The sequence below is a fragment of the Sphingobium sp. LSP13-1-1.1 genome (assembly GCF_040676415.1).
Lineage (GTDB): Bacteria > Pseudomonadota > Alphaproteobacteria > Sphingomonadales > Sphingomonadaceae > Sphingobium.
The window spans coordinates 31,994-50,106 of sequence record NZ_JBEGHU010000001.1 but is presented as its reverse complement, the minus strand read 5'-3'; the positions used below and the strand labels follow the sequence as shown (position 1 = coordinate 50,106).

Below are 18,113 nucleotides of genomic sequence, written 5' to 3'. Positions count from 1 at the left end.
TCGCGCGAACGGAGGAAAGGACTTTCCGATGTTTACCGACCTGAAGACCGCCCTGCGCCCCGCGCTGGTCATGACCTTGCTTTTCGCGCTGCTGCTGGGGCTCATCTATCCGCTGGCGCTGACCGGCATTGGCCAGGCGCTCTTTCCCTTTCAGGCCAATGGCAGCGTGATCCGGCAGAACGGCAGGCCGGTCGGCTCCGTCTTGATCGGCCAGAACTTCTCCGAAGACCGCTATTTCCATCCACGCCCGTCCGCAGCGGGCAAGGGCTATGATGGCCTCGCCTCCTCCGGCTCCAACCTCGGTCCCACGGCGAAAGCGTTGGCGGAGCGGGTCGCAACGGACGTCAAAGCGCTTCACTCGCCCGGTCGTCCCGTTCCATCCGACCTGGTGACCACCTCCGCGTCGGGGCTGGACCCCGATATCAGCCCCGATGCGGCCTTTTTCCAGGTGGAACGGGTGGCCCGGGCACGTCGACTGAACGCTGACCAGGTCCGCGCGCTGGTGCAAAGGAGCATCCGGCAGCCGCTTCTCGGCTTTCTGGGCGAAGCGCGGGTCAATGTCCTCGAAATCAATCGACGGCTGGACGACATCGGCGCCAATCCGACAGGATGAAGCCGACGGCCCTGTCCCTTGTCATTCGGCGGCTGAGGCCATGACGCATGAGAGGGCCTCGATGATGCCATTGGCGACAAGCACCGCATGATGTGTCACTTCGGGAAGACCCATCAGTTCGCCAAATTGCCCCCGAGCCAGTGGACCGGCCACGAACAACGAGTCATTCGCGCCGCCTTTGCCGAGCAATCGGCTTTTCTCGTCCACCGGCAGCCCAAGCCCGGTCGGATCGACCACGACCCGGCCCGCGTTCAACAAGTCGGCAAGAAAGGGCTGGGACGTCAGAACGTCCGAATGACCCGGCCCCGTCGTTGCCACCACAGCGTCGAAAGTCTGTCTTTCCGTCCGTCCGGACCGCCTTTTGAACGACACATGGAAACCATCAGCGTCGGCATCGGCCGATCGCAGGGATGCGGCATATATGTCGAGCGACCCGCTCGCCAATCGTCGATCGAGCAGCGCGTCGACCTGCGGCGCTATGCGAAATCTGTGCGTATCCCAGAAGGGACGGATATGGCGAATGAGACGACGCCGCTCGGCAAGCGGCAATGCGCGCCAGATGCCCTGGCCCTGCGTTCTAAGACAATCAAACAGACCCTGCCAGGGGCGGTCCGGCCGCACCGCCCGACGCACGCGGCGAACCAGGTCGCGTGCCGTGCGCGAAGGCGGCGTCAGGAAATCGCCATAGGGTTCGACCGGACTCCGGGCATGGGCGCGCGACCGCTGGCCGCGGCGGGAAATCGCGGTGATGTGACCCGCATGTTCCTTGCACTCCAGCGAAGCGACGACGTCGGCCATGGTCAGCCCGGTCCCGACGATCAGTACCCTGTCGCTGGCATCAATGCCATCCAGCGCGCCCGGCGCCCATGGATCGGCAACGAACTTGGGCTGCCCCGCCAATCCGCCGGTCAATATCTCCGGAGGCATGGGCGGGGGGTGGCTGGTGGCGATGACGACCACATCTGCCTGATATAGCTCTCCTCCGCTCGTCTCCAAGGCCCAGCCAAGACGGGTGGAAGGACGGACGCGGGCGATTGCGGACCGGATATGGCGGACGCACCCGCTCGCCAGCACCGGTTCCAGCATCTCGCGGACATAGCGCCCGAACAAATGCCTTGCCGGAAAGCGGCGCCCGTCCGGCAGCACCGCATCCGGATCGTCGCCCAGCGCGTCATTCTGGTCGAGCCATTGGCTGAACTGGTCCGGTTCATCGGGGTCCAGCGTCATGCGACGCGCCGGAACATTGACGCGATGCGATGGATCGAGGGTTGAATAAGCCAGGCCCGCACCGATCGCATCACGCTGTTCGAAGATCAGGATGCGCACGGCATCGCCCCCAATCCTCGCCAGATGATATGCAGTCGCCGCGCCCGAAAAACCGCCGCCGATGATCGCTATCGTTGGAGGAAGATCGTTTGTCACGCCATCTTCCTCAGGACTGACCGGTTCGCAGCAACGGGCGGTGGTCGCCGGCGATGGTTTCGCCAAACGGTCCCATATTGCTGATGGCCGCTCTCGGCCCGGTCGCATGGGCAAGCGGCAGGCGCGGCAGCACCAGCTCGCCGAAACGATAGGCTTCCTCCAGATGCGGATAACCCGACAGGATGAAGCTGTCGATGCCCAGGCGTCGATATTCGTCGATGCGCGCCGCCACCGTTTCCGGATCGCCAACCAGAGCGGTGCCCGCGCCGCCCCGGACGAGGCCAACGCCCGCCCACAGGTCGGGGCTGATCTCCAGCCGGTCGCGGCGGCCGCCGTGCAGGTTGCTCATGCGCTGCTGGCCCACCGAGTCCATCCGCGCGAACACGCTCTGCGCGCTGGCGATGGTGTCGTCGTCGAGGCGGCTGATCAGACGGTCGGCTTCAGCCCAGGCCTCCTCTCGCGTCTCCCGGACAATCACATGCAGGCGAATGCCGAAGCTGACCTCACGCCCCTCCGCCCTGGCCAGCGCACGAATATTGGCGATTTTCCCGGCGACATCCGCCGGGGGTTCGCCCCAGGTCAGATATTTGTCGACCATGCGCGCGGCGATGCGCGACCCGGCATCGGACGATCCGCCGAAATAGAGCGGCGGATAGGGCGTCTGAACCGGCGGAAACAAAAGACGCCCGTCAGAAATGCGGAAGTGCTTGCCCTCATGCTCCACGACCTCGCCGCGCAGCAGCGCCCGATAGATGCCGAGAAATTCCTCGGTCACCTCATAGCGTTCAGCATGGCTTTGAAAGATGCCGTCGCCGCCATTTTCCACCGGGTCGCCGCCGGTGACCACGTTGATGAGCAAGCGACCGTTGGAAATGCGATCCAGCGTCGCTGTCATCCGCGCGGCGAGCGTGGGGGACTGCAGGCCCGGGCGCACCGCGACCAGAAAGCGTAGCCGCTCCGTCACTGGCGCAAGTGCGGAGGCGACCACCCAGCTATCCTCGCAACTGCGGCCCGTCGGCAACAGTACGCCATAATAGCCCAGTGAATCCGCGGCCTGGGCCACCTGCCTCAGATAAGGCAGGTCGACCGCCCGGCCACCCTCCTGCGTGCCCAGATAGCGGCTGTCGCCATGCGTCGGCAGGAACCAGAGAACATTGATCTTGTCAGGGACAGGGGCGGCCATGGCTCAGCTCCACGCGTGAAGCGGCGGCTTTTCGCCGTTGAGATAATAATTGCCCAGGATCGCATATTTCCAGCGGACCGGATCGTGCAGCGTATGGGTGCGCGCGTTCCGCCAGTGCCGGTCGAGTCCATGTTCGGCGAGCGTCGAGCGCGTGCCGGCCAGCTCGAACAGCTTGTTGGTTGCATCGATGGCAAGCTCGGTGCTCAGCACCTTGGCTTCGGCCGTGGTGATCTGCGCGGCCGCGACGGTTTCCGCATTCGGGTTGGCGACCGCCTCATCGACCGCGATCGCCGCACGATCAAGCAGCGCGCGTGTCGCGTTGAGGCGCAGCTTCAGCCCACCGACCGCCTGGATGACATAGGGATCCTGCCATGCATGGTCGAGGCCGCTGTCCAGCCATGGCCGCGACTTGGTTCGCACGAACCGGATGGTGTCCTCGATCGCGGCAGCGGCGATGCCGGTATCGACCGCGACCTGAATGATCTGGAAGATCGGGCCGTCGGCCGTTGGCTCGGCATAGCCCTTCCACCCTGGGATCACATGGCTCTTGGGTACGCGAACATTGTCCAGGATCACCGTGCCGCTCAGCGTCGTGCGCTGACCAAAGGCGGACCAGTCGTCGATCACCGTCAGACCCGGCGCGCCCCGCTCGGCAATGGCATACCAGGCGCGGCCTTCGCCATCGACGGCGACGATCGGAACCAGATGCGCGAGCAAGGCGCCGGTCGAATAGAATTTGCGGCCCGAAACGATCACATCGTCGCCGTCCTCCGCGAAGCTGGTTTCGAATTCGGCGGCGCGTTTCGATCCGAATTCAGAAAAGGCATTGCCGAACCGCGTGCCCGACAGCACCTTTTCGAACAGGATCTTCTTTTGCTCCGGCTCGGCGGTGGTGCGGATCGCCGCGACGACGCCGATATGGTTCTGCGGAATCTGGCCCAATGAAGGATCGGCGGCCGAAATGATTTCGATGACCTTCACGATCGTCCGATAGGAAAGCTCCGGCCCGCCATGGTCACGCGGCACGTTGAGCGACCAGAGTCCGCTTTGCGAAAAGGCGTCGAGTTCAGCGACTGGCCAGATGCGCTCACGGTCGCGTTCCGCAGCGCCCTCGACAAAACGCGCAGCCAGCCTTTCCGCCGTCTCGATCGCTTCGGCATCGCTACGGATGATGTGGGCGGGGTCGGCAGGCCGGGCAAGCGGCGGCACGCCTTCCTGGACATTGGGCTTGTTGATCGCATTCATGACGATACTCCTTTTGAAGCGGGAATGGACGGATTGTCTGTTCAGTTGATGCTGCGAAACGGCAGCAGCGCGGCACGGCTGTCGAATGAAAGCGCCGTGTCATCTGCGGAGAAACTGCTGTTCGGCGGGGTCGCGTGACGGCTCGGTGGCGCGCTCGACAGTGGATCTTCGAACATCATCGCAGACGCGCGCACCGACTTGGTGAGCAAGCGCGGATCGGAATAGGTCTTGAAGGAATCGTTATTGGCCAATGCCTTGCCTCCTTCTGAGGGGTGATCGGCGTTTTCGCGCCGGCAGGTTCACCCGCCTGCCCACGAGACATGGTCGACGGCCGCCGCCGCAGGCGGGCTCCGCTCCATCATGCGCGAGAAGGACGGGTGGTGCGCTACGCATCGGGATCAAGCCACTTCGAGCGCCGCTTCGGCTTCCAGCTCCCGCACGATCGGCAGGACATTGCGGCCGAAATATTCGACCTCCTCCTGGAAATGCAGAAAGGCCGAGAGGATGAGGTCGACGCCGACAGCCTTCAGCGCGATGATGCGCTCGGCGATCTGGCGGGGCGTGCCGATCAGGTTCGTCTTGAACCCGTCATTATACTGGACGAGGTCGTTGAAGGTCGACTTGGCCCAATTGCCCTCACCCTCCGGCGAAGCCTTGCCTGCCTGGCTTGCCGCCGATCCGAACGCCTGGACCGCCTCCGGATCCGCTTGCGCGATGATGTCGTCGAGGACCTGCCGGGCCTCTTCCTCAGAATCGCGCGCGATGATGAAGGCGTTGACACCGATTTTGACGCTGCGCCCTTCGGCCGCCGCCTTGGCACGCACGTCGTCGACCTGTGCCTTGATCCCTTCGATGCTGTTGCCATTGGTGAAGTACCAGTCGGACACGCGCGCCGCCATGTCGCGCGCCGCGCGCGAACTGCCGCCCTGAAACACCTCGGGATGCGGCCGCTGCAGCGGCTTTGGTTGCAGCGTATAGTCAGTGAAACGGTAGAAATCGCCACGGAAGCTGAAGTTGTCCGTAGTCCAGATGCCTTTGAGCGCGCGAATGAATTCCTCAGAGCGGCGATAGCGCTCGTCATGTTCCAGCCAATATTCGCCAATGGCGGTGAACTCGCCCTTGAACCAGCCGCTGACGAGGTTGATGGCCACTCGGCCCCCGCTGATCTGATCGATGGTGGCAAGCTGCTTGGCAACGACGGCCGGAGTCCACGGCCCCGGCAGGATCGCGGCGATGACCTTCAGCCTGGTCGTCGCCGCCAGCAGCGCCTGGCTGAAGGCAACCGGCTCATGCTGATATTCTGCGCCATAGCCTGCGGTGAAGCGGATTTGCGAGAGCGCATAGTCGAAGCCTGCCGCTTCCGCGATCTGGGCAAGCTTGCGGTTGTAATCGATGTCCCAGCTCGTCCGCTGCTGGATCTTGCTGACGACCAGGCCGCCGCTGACATTGGGCACCCAATAGGCAAAGCGAACTGGTTCGACTGAGGGGGAGGACATGGGCAATCTCCTGTCGTGATGGGGAAGAATTGGGGGGAGTCAGAGCTGGGCCAGAAAGGGCTGGCGCAGAATGGCGGCCTGCGTTGCCTCCAGCCGGTTGAGCCAGGGGAGAGCGGCATCGACCGCCCTTGAGATGCGCTCGACGAGGGCAGGATTGGCCGGGCGAAAATCGATGAAGTCGCCTTCGGCCGCGTAGATGCCGAGCGGGAGCGGCACTGCGTCGAAAAAGGCAAATAGCGGGCGCAATTGATGATCGATCATCAGCATGTGCCGCTCCGTGCCACCCGTCGCGGCGAGCAGCACCGGACGCCCGACCAGCGCCTCCCGCCCGACAAAGTCGAACAGATGCTTGAGGAGCCCGGTATAGGATGCCCGGTAGACGGGACTGGCGACAATCAGCAGGTCCGCCTCCTCGATCGCCTGAACGGCAGCGAAGGCATCGGCGGGCAGATCCGCGCGCTGCATTGCGCCGCCGACCTGCGGCCCGATTTCGGAAAGCTTCACCGTGCGAACGCGAGCGGGAAGCGCGGCTTGCAATTCGCCGATTATCGCATCGAGCAACGCCTCGGTGCGGGAGGGCTGCTGCAGTGATCCGGCAATGGCCGTAACGTTGAGCATTTTGGTCATCGAACTGCTTCCTTGTGGACGAGCTTCACTAAGCAGAAATCGTGCCAATTTTATTATATCTTTATATTTCAGTTGATTACATCGGTTTTCTTCCAAACCGTTCTGCCGACATGCTTCTTATTGCGCAGCGATGTGCTGATCCGCTGCTGCATAAGCAGCAGGAGGCAATCAGGAGTAGAAGGTAGGCAGCGGCTCCTGATCGTTGAGCGCCCAGTCCCCGAGTTCCCGCAGCTTGTAGTCGACCGGGTCATCAGGGCGTGGGTGCGCAAATTGCGTCAGAAGCGGTCGAAACCGAAATGTCCCGTGGTCGATCGCGCGCCCAATATATCGAACATGCGTTTGTGATCTCCATCCTGCCGCGTACCGACACGACCTTCGCAGTGACGATGCCGATCACCGTTTCCGACCACTGCTGTCCGGATAGGGCGTCGTTCTGCTCCCACGCAGCGTCCAGCAGAGCTGCGGCACGATCGTTCAACAACCGCGCACCTTCCAGAGCAAGCCAGGCCTCCCAGCCCGCTCCAGTGCATAGGAGTCTTTCGACAGCTGCTCGGCGGACATGAACAGGCGGACGTTCACCCGACCGAACGTCGCGACTCCGCTGTCAAATCGGAACTTGAATGTTATACATTTTAATATATTTTCTGCAGCGTTGTTTAGGCCCATGAAGGACATGCCGCCAGCAAATCTGTCGGCGCTCATGGCGCAAGTCACGGAGTCAATATTGCTCTCGATCCTCAAAAATGCGTGGTATGCGGCGGCTTTTTCGGATGAGGTGATCGATAAGCCGCTGTCCCGGACCCTGGTCGAGCGAAAGGTCGCCCTGTTCCGCGGCGAAGATGGCAAGGTGGGCATGATCCTGGACCGCTGTCCCCATCGCTTCGCACCCCTTTCCGCAGGCCGGCAGGATGGCGACACACTGGAATGCCCTTACCACGGACTGCGCTTCAACCGCGCTGGCGAATGCGTCTACAATCCGCATTCCAAGACAAAGGGGCCATTGCGGGCGGCGGACATCCCGTCCTGGCCCGTGATGGAACGCTACGGCATTATCTGGTTCTGGCCAGGCGACCCGCAACAGGCGGATGAATCCAGCCTTCCGTCGATCGATTTTCTCGACAAGCCGGAGGAATATGCGCTGGTCAAGGGCCGGCTCCATGTCCGCGGCCATTATGAACTGGTCGTGGATAATCTGCTGGACCTAAGCCATGCCGCTTTCATCCACCCTCAGTTCAGCGGCGGCGCCAACACGCCCGAGGAGATACTGGCCGCTACCAGCCAGCGCCTGGAACGGCGCGCAAGGTCGATCGTGAACCACCGCATCCGCACCGGCCTTGGGCCGTCCTCCGCCCATGTCCGGCTGTTCGGCATGGACCCGGCCATACCGGTCGAATCCGACCTCACCATGACATGGTACCCCCCCGCGATGTTGGATTTTGCGCTGGGCAGCTGGGAAATGGGGCAGGAGCGCGAACAGGGCATCCACATTCCCCAACTGCACATCATCACACCGGAAACCGAGTTTACATCGCATTATTTCTTCATCAACGGGCGCAATCGGCGGCAGGGTGAACCCGAAGTTGACAAGGCCCTTCTCGATTTCTTCGACATGGCATTCGCCCGGCAAGATGAACCGATGATCGAGATGGTGCAGGCCAATATGGGCGCTGTGAGCGATATTAACGAACTGGGCCCGATCCTTCTTCCCACCGACGCGGCTCCCGTCTCCGCCCGCCGCATGCTGGCAGACCTGATCGCGACAGAAAGGCATGATGCGGAAAGCCGCCAATCGAACGAGGGGGTAGAACTCACCGCATCCTGACGCACCGGGACGAATGGTCCTGACGAAGCGGCAAATTGCCAACTTCGGACGAATATCTTCATATAGCCTTGGCATATATGCTCGCCAGCTGCGGCGTACGTAAAAATATTCTTCGCTCTGATGCATGCCACCAATGCCGAAAAGACAATGCGGGGCTGCTCAACAAGGAACCCCCTTGATCGCCACTCCAATATCGCCTATCAAAATGGACTAACAATATTGCCGCTAAAGCATAGAGAGGGATAGAAATGGCCATGACCGCTCCGACGGATATTGTCGGCCGCCATGCGACGAATGGCCGGCCCATCCTGCAATCCAGCGAACATGCGCTGGCAGAGGCGCGCGCCCTGCTTCCCCTGCTGGCACAGCAGGACAGCCAGTTCGAAGCCGACCGGCGCCTGCCCGACGCAGTGGTCGACCGGATCCGAGCCACCGGGCTGTTCGGCATCGTCATGCCGCGCGATCTGGGTGGTTCCGAACTGGGCTTTGCGGATCTGGTCAGGGTCACGGCGGAAATCGGGGCCGTGTCGGGCTCGGCGGCCTGGATCTATGGCGTTCTGGCCGGCCATAGCTGGCTGATCAACCTGTTCCCCGCCGATGCGCAGCAAGAGGTGATGCAAGATCCCACCACGCTGCTCGCCACCGTTTTTCGCCTTAATGGCGAGGTTGTGGAGGAAGGGGACGGCTATCGACTGCGGGGAGGCCTTGGCCGATTCTGTTCGGGCATTGATTATGCGAGCTGGGTCATCATCGGCAATGCGGTCAAGAAATCCGACGGCAGCATGGAGCCGCGCTTCTTCGTCATACCCAGGTCGGATCTGGAGGTTCTGGATGACTGGCACACAATGGGCATGCGGGCGACGGGCAGCCGGTCGATCAGGATCGACGATGCCTTCATTCCGGCCCACCGCAGTTGTTCGTTGGCGGACATGCTGGCTGGCTCCACGCCGGGTGCCCGGCTCCATGAATCAGCCGTCTATCGCCTGCCCTTCTCAAGTGTCGCCCCTTTCTCCATCGTTGGCGCGCCTCTGGGCATGGCACAGGGGATGATCAAGCGCTTCGCCGACGATCTGGGCAGCAAGTTGGCCGAGGCGGATCCGCTGGAGGTCGCCGAACAGTCCGCAACGCTTGGGCGCATCGCGGAAGTCTCGGCAGAGGTGGACGCCGCATTGGCGCTGGTGATCGCAGACGCGGAAACCATCGACCGCGCCCGGGATCCGCGGGAAATCACGCCGCTGATCAGCGCCCGCATATCCCGCGATTGGGCATGGGCCGTGCAGCGCGCCCGTCATTCCGCCAACCGCATCTTCGAAGCGTCGGGCGGCACCGCCATCTATGACGGGGAACGAATGCAGCAGATGTTCCGCGACATTAATGCCTCGTCGCAGCATTTCGCCTTCACCTGGGACCGGGCCATGCCGGCATATGGCCGGGCGATGGCGGGCCTGAAGCCAGGCAGCTTCGCCCTGCCCTCCCGCAAATAGGGGGTCGGCGAGCCAGGTCGAAAAGGATGCCCGCGATGTGTGGCATCCGCATCGCCGATGTAGCGTCGCGCATCCCAATCCGTCTGGGGTACGCACCCCGCTACCTCGCGCGCTTTCGCAGTGGATGGAAACGCTTCCCGACCGGGAAATCAGCGGATCAAGGAACTGCGTTGAAAGCGACGGCGAAATGTGCATAAGATCGTTATACGATTAATTATATCAATTATCCGATAGGAACACTCATGGCGCAGCATGTCCAGGACACGATCATCTGCGTGTCGGCCAATGGCAAGACCGACTCCTCCAGCCAGCGCGCGGCGCGACGGATGCTTGTCGCCACGGCGGACGGCGTGCTCGACTTCAGGCGCAGCGGGCCGGGCGCGCCGTGGAAGCTGGAGGATGAAAGGCTTTTGCCTGGCCGCCATGTCAGCGCGCTCGTCTATGACGAACCCACCGGCCTTCTTTTCGCGGGGCTGCATTTCGAAGGCGGACTGTTGGTCAGCCAGGACGAAGGCGCCACATGGGAGCCACGCAATACCGGGTTGGATTCGGGTCATGTCTATTCGCTGCTGGTGCAGCATGTCGGCTCTGCCACGATCCTGAACCTGGGAACCGAACCAGTGATGTTTTATCGCAGCTTCGACCTGGGCAAGAGCTGGCAGGCTTATCCCAAATGCACCGAGGTTGAAGGGACTGAACACTGGTTCTTCCCGCGCTCGGCACCCCATATCAAACATATTGCGTCACACCCCTCCCGTCCTGAAGCCATCTATATATGCGTGGAACAAGGCGATCTGCTGCGCAGTGACGACAGCGGAGAAAATTGGCGGTCGATCAATTCGATGGAACGGCCTGACGACAAGTTCCGCCGCGATCAGCATCGCGTCATATTCGTTGGCGACAATGCCGAAGAACTTTATCTGACCACCGGCATCGGGCTCTACCACAGCAGCGACGACGGCGAAAATTGGGAGCGATTGACCGACACGTCGCACGAATGCGCCTATCCCGACCCCTTCTTCATCCACCCGCATCATGACCTGCTGTTCATGGTGGGGGCCGGCATGAACCCCAATCCCAATTGGGGCGCGGCAGGCACGGCCTATCCCAAGTTCATGACCAGTACGGATCGCGGCCAGAGTTGGCAGGTGGCGATGAATGGCATGCCCGATCCAGTCGCCGGCAATCTGGAAGTGGCTGCGATGCATGTGTCCGAAGAAGGCGGTGTCGAACTTTACACAGGATCTGCCTGTGGGGAATTTTTCGCAAGCTTCGACAACGCCCAAAGTTGGACCCAGATCGGTCGCGGCCTGCCCCCAATGTCGAAAGGGCCGCATTTCCGGCATTTCCTGCCGCCCGAAGAGCGCGTCGCCTATGAAGAGAAGCTCAAGGCGATGAACGCCTTTGCCTGACGCGGACCGGCTTGCGAGAGGAATTGGAGTGATGACGGAAACAAGCCGCGCGGCGGTCAAGACCGGCGTGGAGAAGACCGAGCTGCGCGAATTCGCCTTGCCACGGCTTGGCGACGGCGATGGCCTGCTACGCGTCGAATCCTCCGGCGTGGGTGGCAGCGACCCTGAAACCTATCGCCGGGAAAATGCCGCGCCGTGCATCATGGGCCATGAAAATGTCGGGACGGTCGTGGATCTGGGCCAGGCCGCGCAAAGGCGCTGGGGCATCAAACCGGGCGACCGCATCGCATTGCACGAATATCTGCCCTGCTGGCATTGCCACTGGTGCCGGCAGGGCGATTTCCGCCTGTGCATGGAAGCAGATTTCTTCAATGTGAAGGATCGCTTCAACACCCTGCGCTATGGCACATGCAACGCGGACATCCCTCCCCATTTGTGGGGCGGCTTTGCAGAATATATGTATCTCGCCCCCAATGCGGTGATCCACAGGATCCCGGCCACGATGGACGCGCGTCATGCGACGATGGCAGTGCCGCTGGGCAATGGCGTACAATGGGCGGTGTTGGATGGGGGCGCGGGCCTGGGCAAAACCGTGCTGGTGTTCGGTCCGGGGCAGCAGGGGCTTAGCTGCGCGCTCGCGGCCAAGGCGGCGGGCGCGCTCAAAGTCATCATCGTAGGGCTCAGTCGCGACCGTGTGCGTCTCGACCTCGCCTTGCATCTGGGCGCGGACATCGCTGTCGATGCGCAACAAGAGGATCTTTCGCGGATTGTGGCGGCGGCTACGGACGGCAAGGGTGTTGACGTGGTCGTCGATACCACCGGGGATCCCGATGGCACCATAGCCGAACAGGCGGTCGCCCTTTCCGCCAAGGGCGCGTGGTTGAGCCTCAACGGACTTGGCGCGACAGTGCCGATCAATGAGATCAAGAAGCGCTACCTCACTGTCCGGGCGCCCCGCGGCCACAGCTATGGCGCAGTGCAAACGGCGTTGAACATCATCGCGAGCGGCATGTGGCCGATTGACAGGATGTGCAGTCACGATTTCGGATTGGACACAGTGCATGACGCCATCCTGGCAACAGCGGGACGGGGAATCGAAGGCGCAATCCACGTAACGGTAAGTCCGGCCAATGATCGGCAAAAATAAAATTTGAATGGAAAAGGAAATTATCGGCGGAAATGAAGGGTAGAATAACCAGTCCTGACTAGATCATGCCTTCGGCATATCACCGGCCGAAGCAGGCCTTGGTAAGGATTGCTTCACCTTCCTGCTCAGGATCTTCGGGACAGAACGGTTTTCGTGTCTTTTCTATAAAGACCTGGTGCTCTCACGAACTACCAGGATGGGAGGCATGACCACACTCGGGGTATTTTTCCCTCCCATTCTTTCCTTGAGCTTCTCGACCATCAATTTGGCGCCTCGGGAAATTTCCTGCCGGATAGTGGTCAGAGGTGGGGCCGAGTAGGAAGACAGGGGAAGGTCGTCAAACCCTACAACCTGAACATCCTGAGGTATCCGCTTTCCAATGCGGTGCAGGGCGCTCAAGGCTGAGAGCGCGATCAGGTCAGAGGCAGCCACGATGCCATCATAGGAGAATCTTGATGACAAGGATTTCTCGATCTGTGGCCCCATATCCTCCCCTGCGAGCGTGATTTTCACATGCTTCAAAGCGATGCCCGCCGCTGCCGCCGCCGCTTTGGCGCCTTCGAGCCGCATCTGGATTTCGATCCCCGCCGCATCGCCCATAAAGAGCAATTTGCGCGCGCCCGTGGCGACGAGATGTTCGACGGCCAGCCGTCCGCCGGCGAGATTGTCGGTGCCGACTACACAATGGCGCTGGTGTGCCCGCTGGTGTCCCCATATGACCAATGGCTCATATTGCGCCGCCACCTCCTCGATAATGTCGAACTGGTCCGACTGGCCAATAACCAACACGCCATCGACCATTCCCGAGCGTGTGACCTTTTCGAGCCAGTCCTTTGTTCCGTCCGGAATGACACGGCTAAGCATCAAATCATATCCGCACTCGGCCAGCTCGTCCGCCAGGTGGCCAAGAAGGGTCAAGAAGAATGGGTCCGAAATATGTTGGCGTCTTTCGTGGCCCAGGGGAATGACCACACCCACAAATCCGGTACGACGAGAGCGCAATTTACTCGCCATCTGATTGGGCCGAAAATCATGTCTCTTGGCCAATGACTGGATACGTTCCCGCGTCTCCGAATTCACAATGCTTTTATCGGCAAGCGCCCTTGAAACGGTACCCGTCGAAACACCGGCGATGCGCGCTAGATCTGCAAGGGTCCTCACGATCTCGGGTTGGGTAATGGTGGGTGGCGGAGCTGTTACGCCTTCTTTTGCGGTTTTGCGCTTCTTCATCACGATGGTCACTTATCATCTTGCAGGTTGATTAGGAAGGAAGTTATCCCCGTCCCGCTGACGCCTGAGCCAGTAGAGCGTCTCCGAATGGGGCGGCATGCGCCGACATGCCTGACTCGCTTAATCTCGCGGAACAGATTGCCTTGTTCTTCCGATCACAACTTCTTGCCTTTCTTGCAATCGTTTGTAAATCTCTCGCGATGATCGAATCCGACAATCCACATTCTGTCTCCTTCTCGCCTCTCGAGTGGCGAGCGTCAGCCTTCTGCCGGCGGGCTGCGCGACCGAGTCGCGCGCCAGTCCTGGACGCTTCAGAGATCCATCGCGTCCTAAATGACCTGGACGTGTGGGACGCATGGCCCCTTGCCGACCGTTACGGCGCCCCGGTCGCCTGGCGAGGAGGAGAATTGTGGTTCGCGCTGGCAGCACCCGCCTTTGACGATCCGGAGGCTCGGCACGCCCATGCCCGCATCCACCACTTCCATCGGACCGACCGTTTCGCACATATAGCTGCCACCTTTCCCGACGGATTTACGCCAGGCAGCCGCGAATGGTCGGGGTCGGCGATATTGGATGGCGATGAAGTCACCCTCTATTTCACCGCCGCCGGTTATCGTGATGAAGGCACAATCAGTTTCCAGCAACGTCTGTTCGCATCTACGACACGCCTTTCCGACGATCCCGAAACCATATTCACCGGCTGGTCCCAACCACGAGAACTGGTGAAACCCGATGACATATTCTATGTCAGCCAGCACGAAGGAACCGGACAAATTGGCGAGATCAAGGCTTTTCGCGATCCGTTTCCCTGGACCGATAGCGATGGGTCACAATATCTGCTGTTCACTGCCTCGGCCGCGCAAAGCCGGGATCGGTTCAACGGTGTGATCGGCTGCGCCCTGCAGGGGGAGGATGGCGCCTTTACGGCCTTGGCCCCGCTGGTCGATGCCTGCGGCGTCAATAACGAACTGGAACGCCCGCATATCGTCGAACATGGAAGTCAGCTCTATTTGTTCTGGTCTACCCAGGCGAAGGTGTTCGCGCCCGGCATCACCGCGCCTACGGGACTTTATGGCGCTGTGGCGGAGCAGTTGAAGGGGCCCTGGCGCCTCCTGAACGGCGACGGGCTGGTCTTTGCCACCCCTGAAAATGAGCCCTTCCAGACCTATAGCTGGTGGGTTCTGCCGGATCTTTCCGTAACCAGCTTCGTCGATTATTGGGGTGTCGACGATCCCGACGCCGAACGGAAGCCGGCGGGCCGATCGCATTTCGGCGGCACGTTCGCGCCGTTCCTGCACCTGCGCCTGACAGGTGACCAGGCCCGGCTGGAGACATAGGCATCATGGGCAAGCTGGCAGCGATTGAAATGGGCGGCACGAAGACCATCCTGGCGTCGGGCCGCGATGGCCATATCGACGAACGCGTCGAATTTCCCACCACCACCCCGCAGGAGACGATCGCCCGCGCCATCGCGACGATCGGGGGCTGGCGCGATATCCATGGGATCGATGCGATCGGCATTGCCAGCTTCGGCCCGGTCCGCGTTTCTCCCACCGCCCCCGATTCCGGCACCATACTCGCAACACCCAAGCCTGGCTGGAGCTGGACTCAGGTCAAGGCGCCCTTCGCCGCTGCATTTGGATGCCCGGTCAAGCTGGACACGGACGTGAACGGAGCCGCTTTGGCAGAACACCGGCATGGCAATGGCCGCGGGTGCGCAAGCCTGGTCTATCTCACGATCGGCACCGGCCTGGGCGGCGGCGTATTGCTGGACGGCAAGCCGGCGCAAGGGCTGCTACATCCCGAGATCGGGCACCTGGCCCTGCGGCGCGCGCCGGGCGACGATTTCGCGGGCGCATGCATCTTCCACCAGGATTGCGCCGAAGGGCTGCTCGCCGGCCCCGCCCTCGCGGCCAGGTTCGACATGCCCTTGCCGGACGTTCTGCCGACCGACCCTTGCTGGGATTTTGTTGCGCATGATCTTGCGCAATTGTTCGTATCGCTGATCCTGACGGTGTCGCCTGAAAGGATCATCGTGGGTGGCGGCGTGACGTTGCGCCAGCCCCACCTTCTGGACATGGCGAAATCCAGGGTGCCTGCCATATTGAACGGATATTTGCCCGATTATACGGACGAACTTCTGTCCCGCCTGATAACCACGCCCCGGTTGGGAAATGATGCAGGCCCCGTCGGCGCGCTCATACTGGCCGAGCAGGCGCTTGAAGAGGCGGGCGGATAAGGGCCGATACGAACCAGCCGGACCAGACCGGCAGCGCGATATCACAAGTTGAGGAGAGAGAGAATGAACAGGCGTGAATTTGCGATGCTGGGCGTCGGCGCATTGGCGGCGGCCGTCATGCCGGTCCGCTCGATGGCCGCGGCCATGGCCGCTTCCACGCCCGCGGCGGGCGCTGGCGCCGACGCGCTGAAATATGTGGATCCGGCGCTGCAAGCGGCGGCGCGCGAGACACTCAAATTTGCGCCGATCACCTCGATCGATGCCAAGGTCTTGAAAGAAATGCGCGGCATGAGCGAGAAATTCGCGGGTGCGCGCCTTCCCGACGTTCCGGTCCAGGAACAGCAGGTGCCCGTCGGCGGCGGAGCGCCCGATGTCACGGTCTATGTCATCAATGCCCGTGCTGGCGACCGCCGTCCCGGCATCCTGCACACGCATGGCGGCGGCTACATCGCAGGTTCGGCCAAGTGGGAAGTGCCCCGCCTCCAGAAGCTGGCGCAGGAAATGGACTGCATCATCGTCAGTGTCGACTATCGCCTTGCCCCGGAAACGACCTACACCGGGTCGACCGAGGATAATTATGCTGGGCTGAAGTGGATGTACAACCGCGCTGCCCAGATCGGCCTCGATACGACGCGCATCGCCCTGATGGGTGAAAGCGCCGGTGGCGGGCACGCCGCACGGCTGGCGATCACGGCGCGTGATCGGCGCGAGGTGCCGATCGCGCTACAGGCGCTGGTCTATCCCATGCTTGACGATCGCACCGCCAGTTCCATCGCCGTGCCGCCCTTCATCGGCGCTATCGGCTGGGGACCAGAGGCGAACCGATATGGCTGGCAGGCCTTTCTGGGCCAACAGCCGGGCACGGCGACCGTCCCTGCCGCCGGCGTGCCGGCGCGCGTCAGCGACCTTTCCAATCTGCCGCCCGCATGGATCGGCGTGGGCAGCATCGATCTGTTCGTGAGCGAAGACATGGAATATGCCCGCCGCCTGATCGACGTCGGTGTTCCGACCGAACTCTATGTCGTTCCCGGCGCTTTCCACGGCTTCGATGTCATTGGCGCCGATACGGAACCGGCTGCCCGCTTCACCAAGTCGAAATTGGATGCCCTGCGCAGGGCGTTCGGGAAATAAGGGATAAGGGTCGACGCGGATTGACTGGCATGCCCGGTCGATCCGCGCTGGCTCGCGCTCCATCGGCGATCGGAACGGTCGCCACGCTTCCAGCATATCAGTATGAATGAGATTGATGCGATGAATAAGCTCCTGCATTCGACCGGCTTGATGCTGCCGTTGGCGCTCGCCGGACTGGCCGTTGCAAGTCCCGTGTCAGGCGCGCCTGCGGTCGCGACGGGCGACCTGCACCGCGATTATGACTATCTGGAAGCTGGCCGGCGCAGCCCTTACCGCCTCTATGTGCCGACCAGCTATGATCCGAAACGGGCCTATCCACTGGTGGTGATGCTGCACGGCGGCGGATCGGACGAAAATGAAATGTTCGAAAATACGGACATCCGGGCGCTCGCGGAAGCGCGCGGGGTGATCGTCGTGGCGCCGCTGGGCTATCCAAGCGGCGGCGGATACGGGAATTTCTTTCCCATCGTAACCACGGCAGCATCCAAGCAACAGGTCATCGCCATGACGGGCAATCAGGTCGCCAGCGCGCCCAAATCGGTCCCGCAACCGGCAGCACAGGCCAGATCGCCGTCCGCCGCACCAGAAGACTATATCGAGATGCCGGCGGGTTTGCTCAACGATCCCAAATCAGCGGAGATGAGCGAGCATGACGTCCTCAACGTCGTGAAACAGGTTCAGGGGCAATATCATGTCGATGCGAAGCGCATCTACCTGACGGGCAATTCGATGGGTGGGTGCGGGACGCAATATCTGGCCGCCCGCTACCCTGAATTATGGGCCGCCGTCGCGAGCGCGGGATGCCTTGTCGGCAGCTGGGCCTATCCGTTCCGCCGCCTCAAGGACGCGCATCTGGCCATCATGTATGTCCATGGCGAGTTCGACCACCATTCCAACCCCCGCTGGGCCAAGGCGCTCAGTAAGACGGCGGCCAATAATGGCGTTGAAACCGAGTATCTGATGGTTCCCGGCGGCACTCATGGCAGCGCCTACAGCATTGCCATGCCGCAAATCCTCGACTTTCTGCTGCGACACAGCAAAGGCTGATGCCGGACTGAAGCA

At 61.8% G+C, this 18,113-nt stretch carries 16 protein-coding genes; 9 read left to right on the top strand and 7 right to left on the bottom strand.

Annotated features, from left to right (window positions below; translation table 11 throughout):
• Nucleotides 1-28: 28 nt before the first annotated feature.
• Nucleotides 29-613: a potassium-transporting ATPase subunit KdpC gene (gene kdpC, locus MRBLSP13_RS00210; protein WP_363751960.1), complete on the top strand. Its 585-nt coding sequence runs from the start codon at nt 29-31 to the stop codon at nt 611-613.
• Between the two features lie 21 nt (nt 614-634).
• Here kdpC and MRBLSP13_RS00205 read toward each other — a convergent pair whose 3' ends face one another.
• The 6 genes from MRBLSP13_RS00205 to msuE all read right to left on the bottom strand — a co-directional run bounded on the left by MRBLSP13_RS00205 (nt 635) and on the right by msuE (nt 6,586).
• Nucleotides 635-2,035: an FAD/NAD(P)-binding protein gene (locus tag MRBLSP13_RS00205; RefSeq protein WP_363751957.1), complete on the bottom strand. Its 1,401-nt coding sequence runs from the start codon at nt 2,033-2,035 to the stop codon at nt 635-637.
• Nucleotides 2,036-2,045: 10 nt separating this feature from the next.
• On the bottom strand, nt 2,046-3,218 hold the full coding sequence (gene ssuD, locus MRBLSP13_RS00200; protein WP_414714684.1) for an FMNH2-dependent alkanesulfonate monooxygenase: 1,173 nt from the start codon (nt 3,216-3,218) through the stop codon (nt 2,046-2,048).
• Between the two features lie 3 nt (nt 3,219-3,221).
• Nucleotides 3,222-4,463 (bottom strand): SfnB family sulfur acquisition oxidoreductase, encoded by a 1,242-nt coding sequence (locus tag MRBLSP13_RS00195; RefSeq protein ID WP_363751955.1) that lies wholly within the window; start codon nt 4,461-4,463, stop codon nt 3,222-3,224.
• A 41-nt stretch (nt 4,464-4,504) separates the two neighbouring features.
• Nucleotides 4,505-4,714, bottom strand: coding sequence for a hypothetical protein (locus MRBLSP13_RS00190; RefSeq protein ID WP_363735953.1), 210 nt, complete (start codon nt 4,712-4,714; stop codon nt 4,505-4,507).
• Nucleotides 4,715-4,861: 147 nt separating this feature from the next.
• Nucleotides 4,862-5,959 (bottom strand): dimethylsulfone monooxygenase SfnG, encoded by a 1,098-nt coding sequence (sfnG, locus tag MRBLSP13_RS00185; RefSeq protein ID WP_363735952.1) that lies wholly within the window; start codon nt 5,957-5,959, stop codon nt 4,862-4,864.
• Nucleotides 5,960-5,998: 39 nt separating this feature from the next.
• On the bottom strand, nt 5,999-6,586 hold the full coding sequence (gene msuE, locus MRBLSP13_RS00180) for an FMN reductase (RefSeq protein WP_363735951.1): 588 nt from the start codon (nt 6,584-6,586) through the stop codon (nt 5,999-6,001).
• A gap of 700 nt (nt 6,587-7,286) precedes the next feature.
• On the opposite strand from msuE, the gene MRBLSP13_RS00175 reads away from it, so the two are divergent.
• The 4 genes from MRBLSP13_RS00175 to MRBLSP13_RS00160 all read left to right on the top strand — a co-directional run bounded on the left by MRBLSP13_RS00175 (nt 7,287) and on the right by MRBLSP13_RS00160 (nt 12,451).
• A complete protein-coding gene (locus MRBLSP13_RS00175; protein ID WP_363751953.1) occupies nt 7,287-8,408 on the top strand; it encodes an aromatic ring-hydroxylating dioxygenase subunit alpha in 1,122 nt (373 codons plus the stop codon).
• A 254-nt stretch (nt 8,409-8,662) separates the two neighbouring features.
• On the top strand, nt 8,663-9,892 hold the full coding sequence (locus MRBLSP13_RS00170; protein ID WP_363735949.1) for an acyl-CoA dehydrogenase family protein: 1,230 nt from the start codon (nt 8,663-8,665) through the stop codon (nt 9,890-9,892).
• A gap of 242 nt (nt 9,893-10,134) precedes the next feature.
• Nucleotides 10,135-11,304 (top strand): WD40/YVTN/BNR-like repeat-containing protein, encoded by a 1,170-nt coding sequence (locus tag MRBLSP13_RS00165; RefSeq protein WP_363735948.1) that lies wholly within the window; start codon nt 10,135-10,137, stop codon nt 11,302-11,304.
• Between the two features lie 31 nt (nt 11,305-11,335).
• Complete coding sequence (locus tag MRBLSP13_RS00160; RefSeq protein ID WP_363735947.1) at nt 11,336-12,451, top strand: zinc-dependent alcohol dehydrogenase; 1,116 nt, start codon at nt 11,336-11,338, stop codon at nt 12,449-12,451.
• 162 nt (nt 12,452-12,613) lie between these two features.
• Here MRBLSP13_RS00160 and MRBLSP13_RS00155 read toward each other — a convergent pair whose 3' ends face one another.
• Complete coding sequence (locus MRBLSP13_RS00155) at nt 12,614-13,693, bottom strand: LacI family DNA-binding transcriptional regulator (RefSeq protein WP_363751951.1); 1,080 nt, start codon at nt 13,691-13,693, stop codon at nt 12,614-12,616.
• A 188-nt stretch (nt 13,694-13,881) separates the two neighbouring features.
• Between MRBLSP13_RS00155 and MRBLSP13_RS00150 the strand changes: the two genes are divergently transcribed.
• From MRBLSP13_RS00150 to MRBLSP13_RS00135, 4 genes are all read left to right on the top strand, one after another.
• Complete coding sequence (locus MRBLSP13_RS00150) at nt 13,882-15,018, top strand: glycoside hydrolase family 68 protein (protein WP_414714683.1); 1,137 nt, start codon at nt 13,882-13,884, stop codon at nt 15,016-15,018.
• Between the two features lie 5 nt (nt 15,019-15,023).
• On the top strand, nt 15,024-15,920 hold the full coding sequence (locus MRBLSP13_RS00145) for an ROK family protein (protein WP_363751949.1): 897 nt from the start codon (nt 15,024-15,026) through the stop codon (nt 15,918-15,920).
• A 63-nt stretch (nt 15,921-15,983) separates the two neighbouring features.
• Nucleotides 15,984-17,051, top strand: a complete 1,068-nt coding sequence (locus MRBLSP13_RS00140) for an alpha/beta hydrolase (RefSeq protein ID WP_363751946.1) — start codon at nt 15,984-15,986, stop codon at nt 17,049-17,051.
• Nucleotides 17,052-17,171: 120 nt separating this feature from the next.
• Nucleotides 17,172-18,098 (top strand): alpha/beta hydrolase-fold protein, encoded by a 927-nt coding sequence (locus MRBLSP13_RS00135; RefSeq protein ID WP_363751944.1) that lies wholly within the window; start codon nt 17,172-17,174, stop codon nt 18,096-18,098.
• Nucleotides 18,099-18,113: the final 15 nt, after the last annotated feature.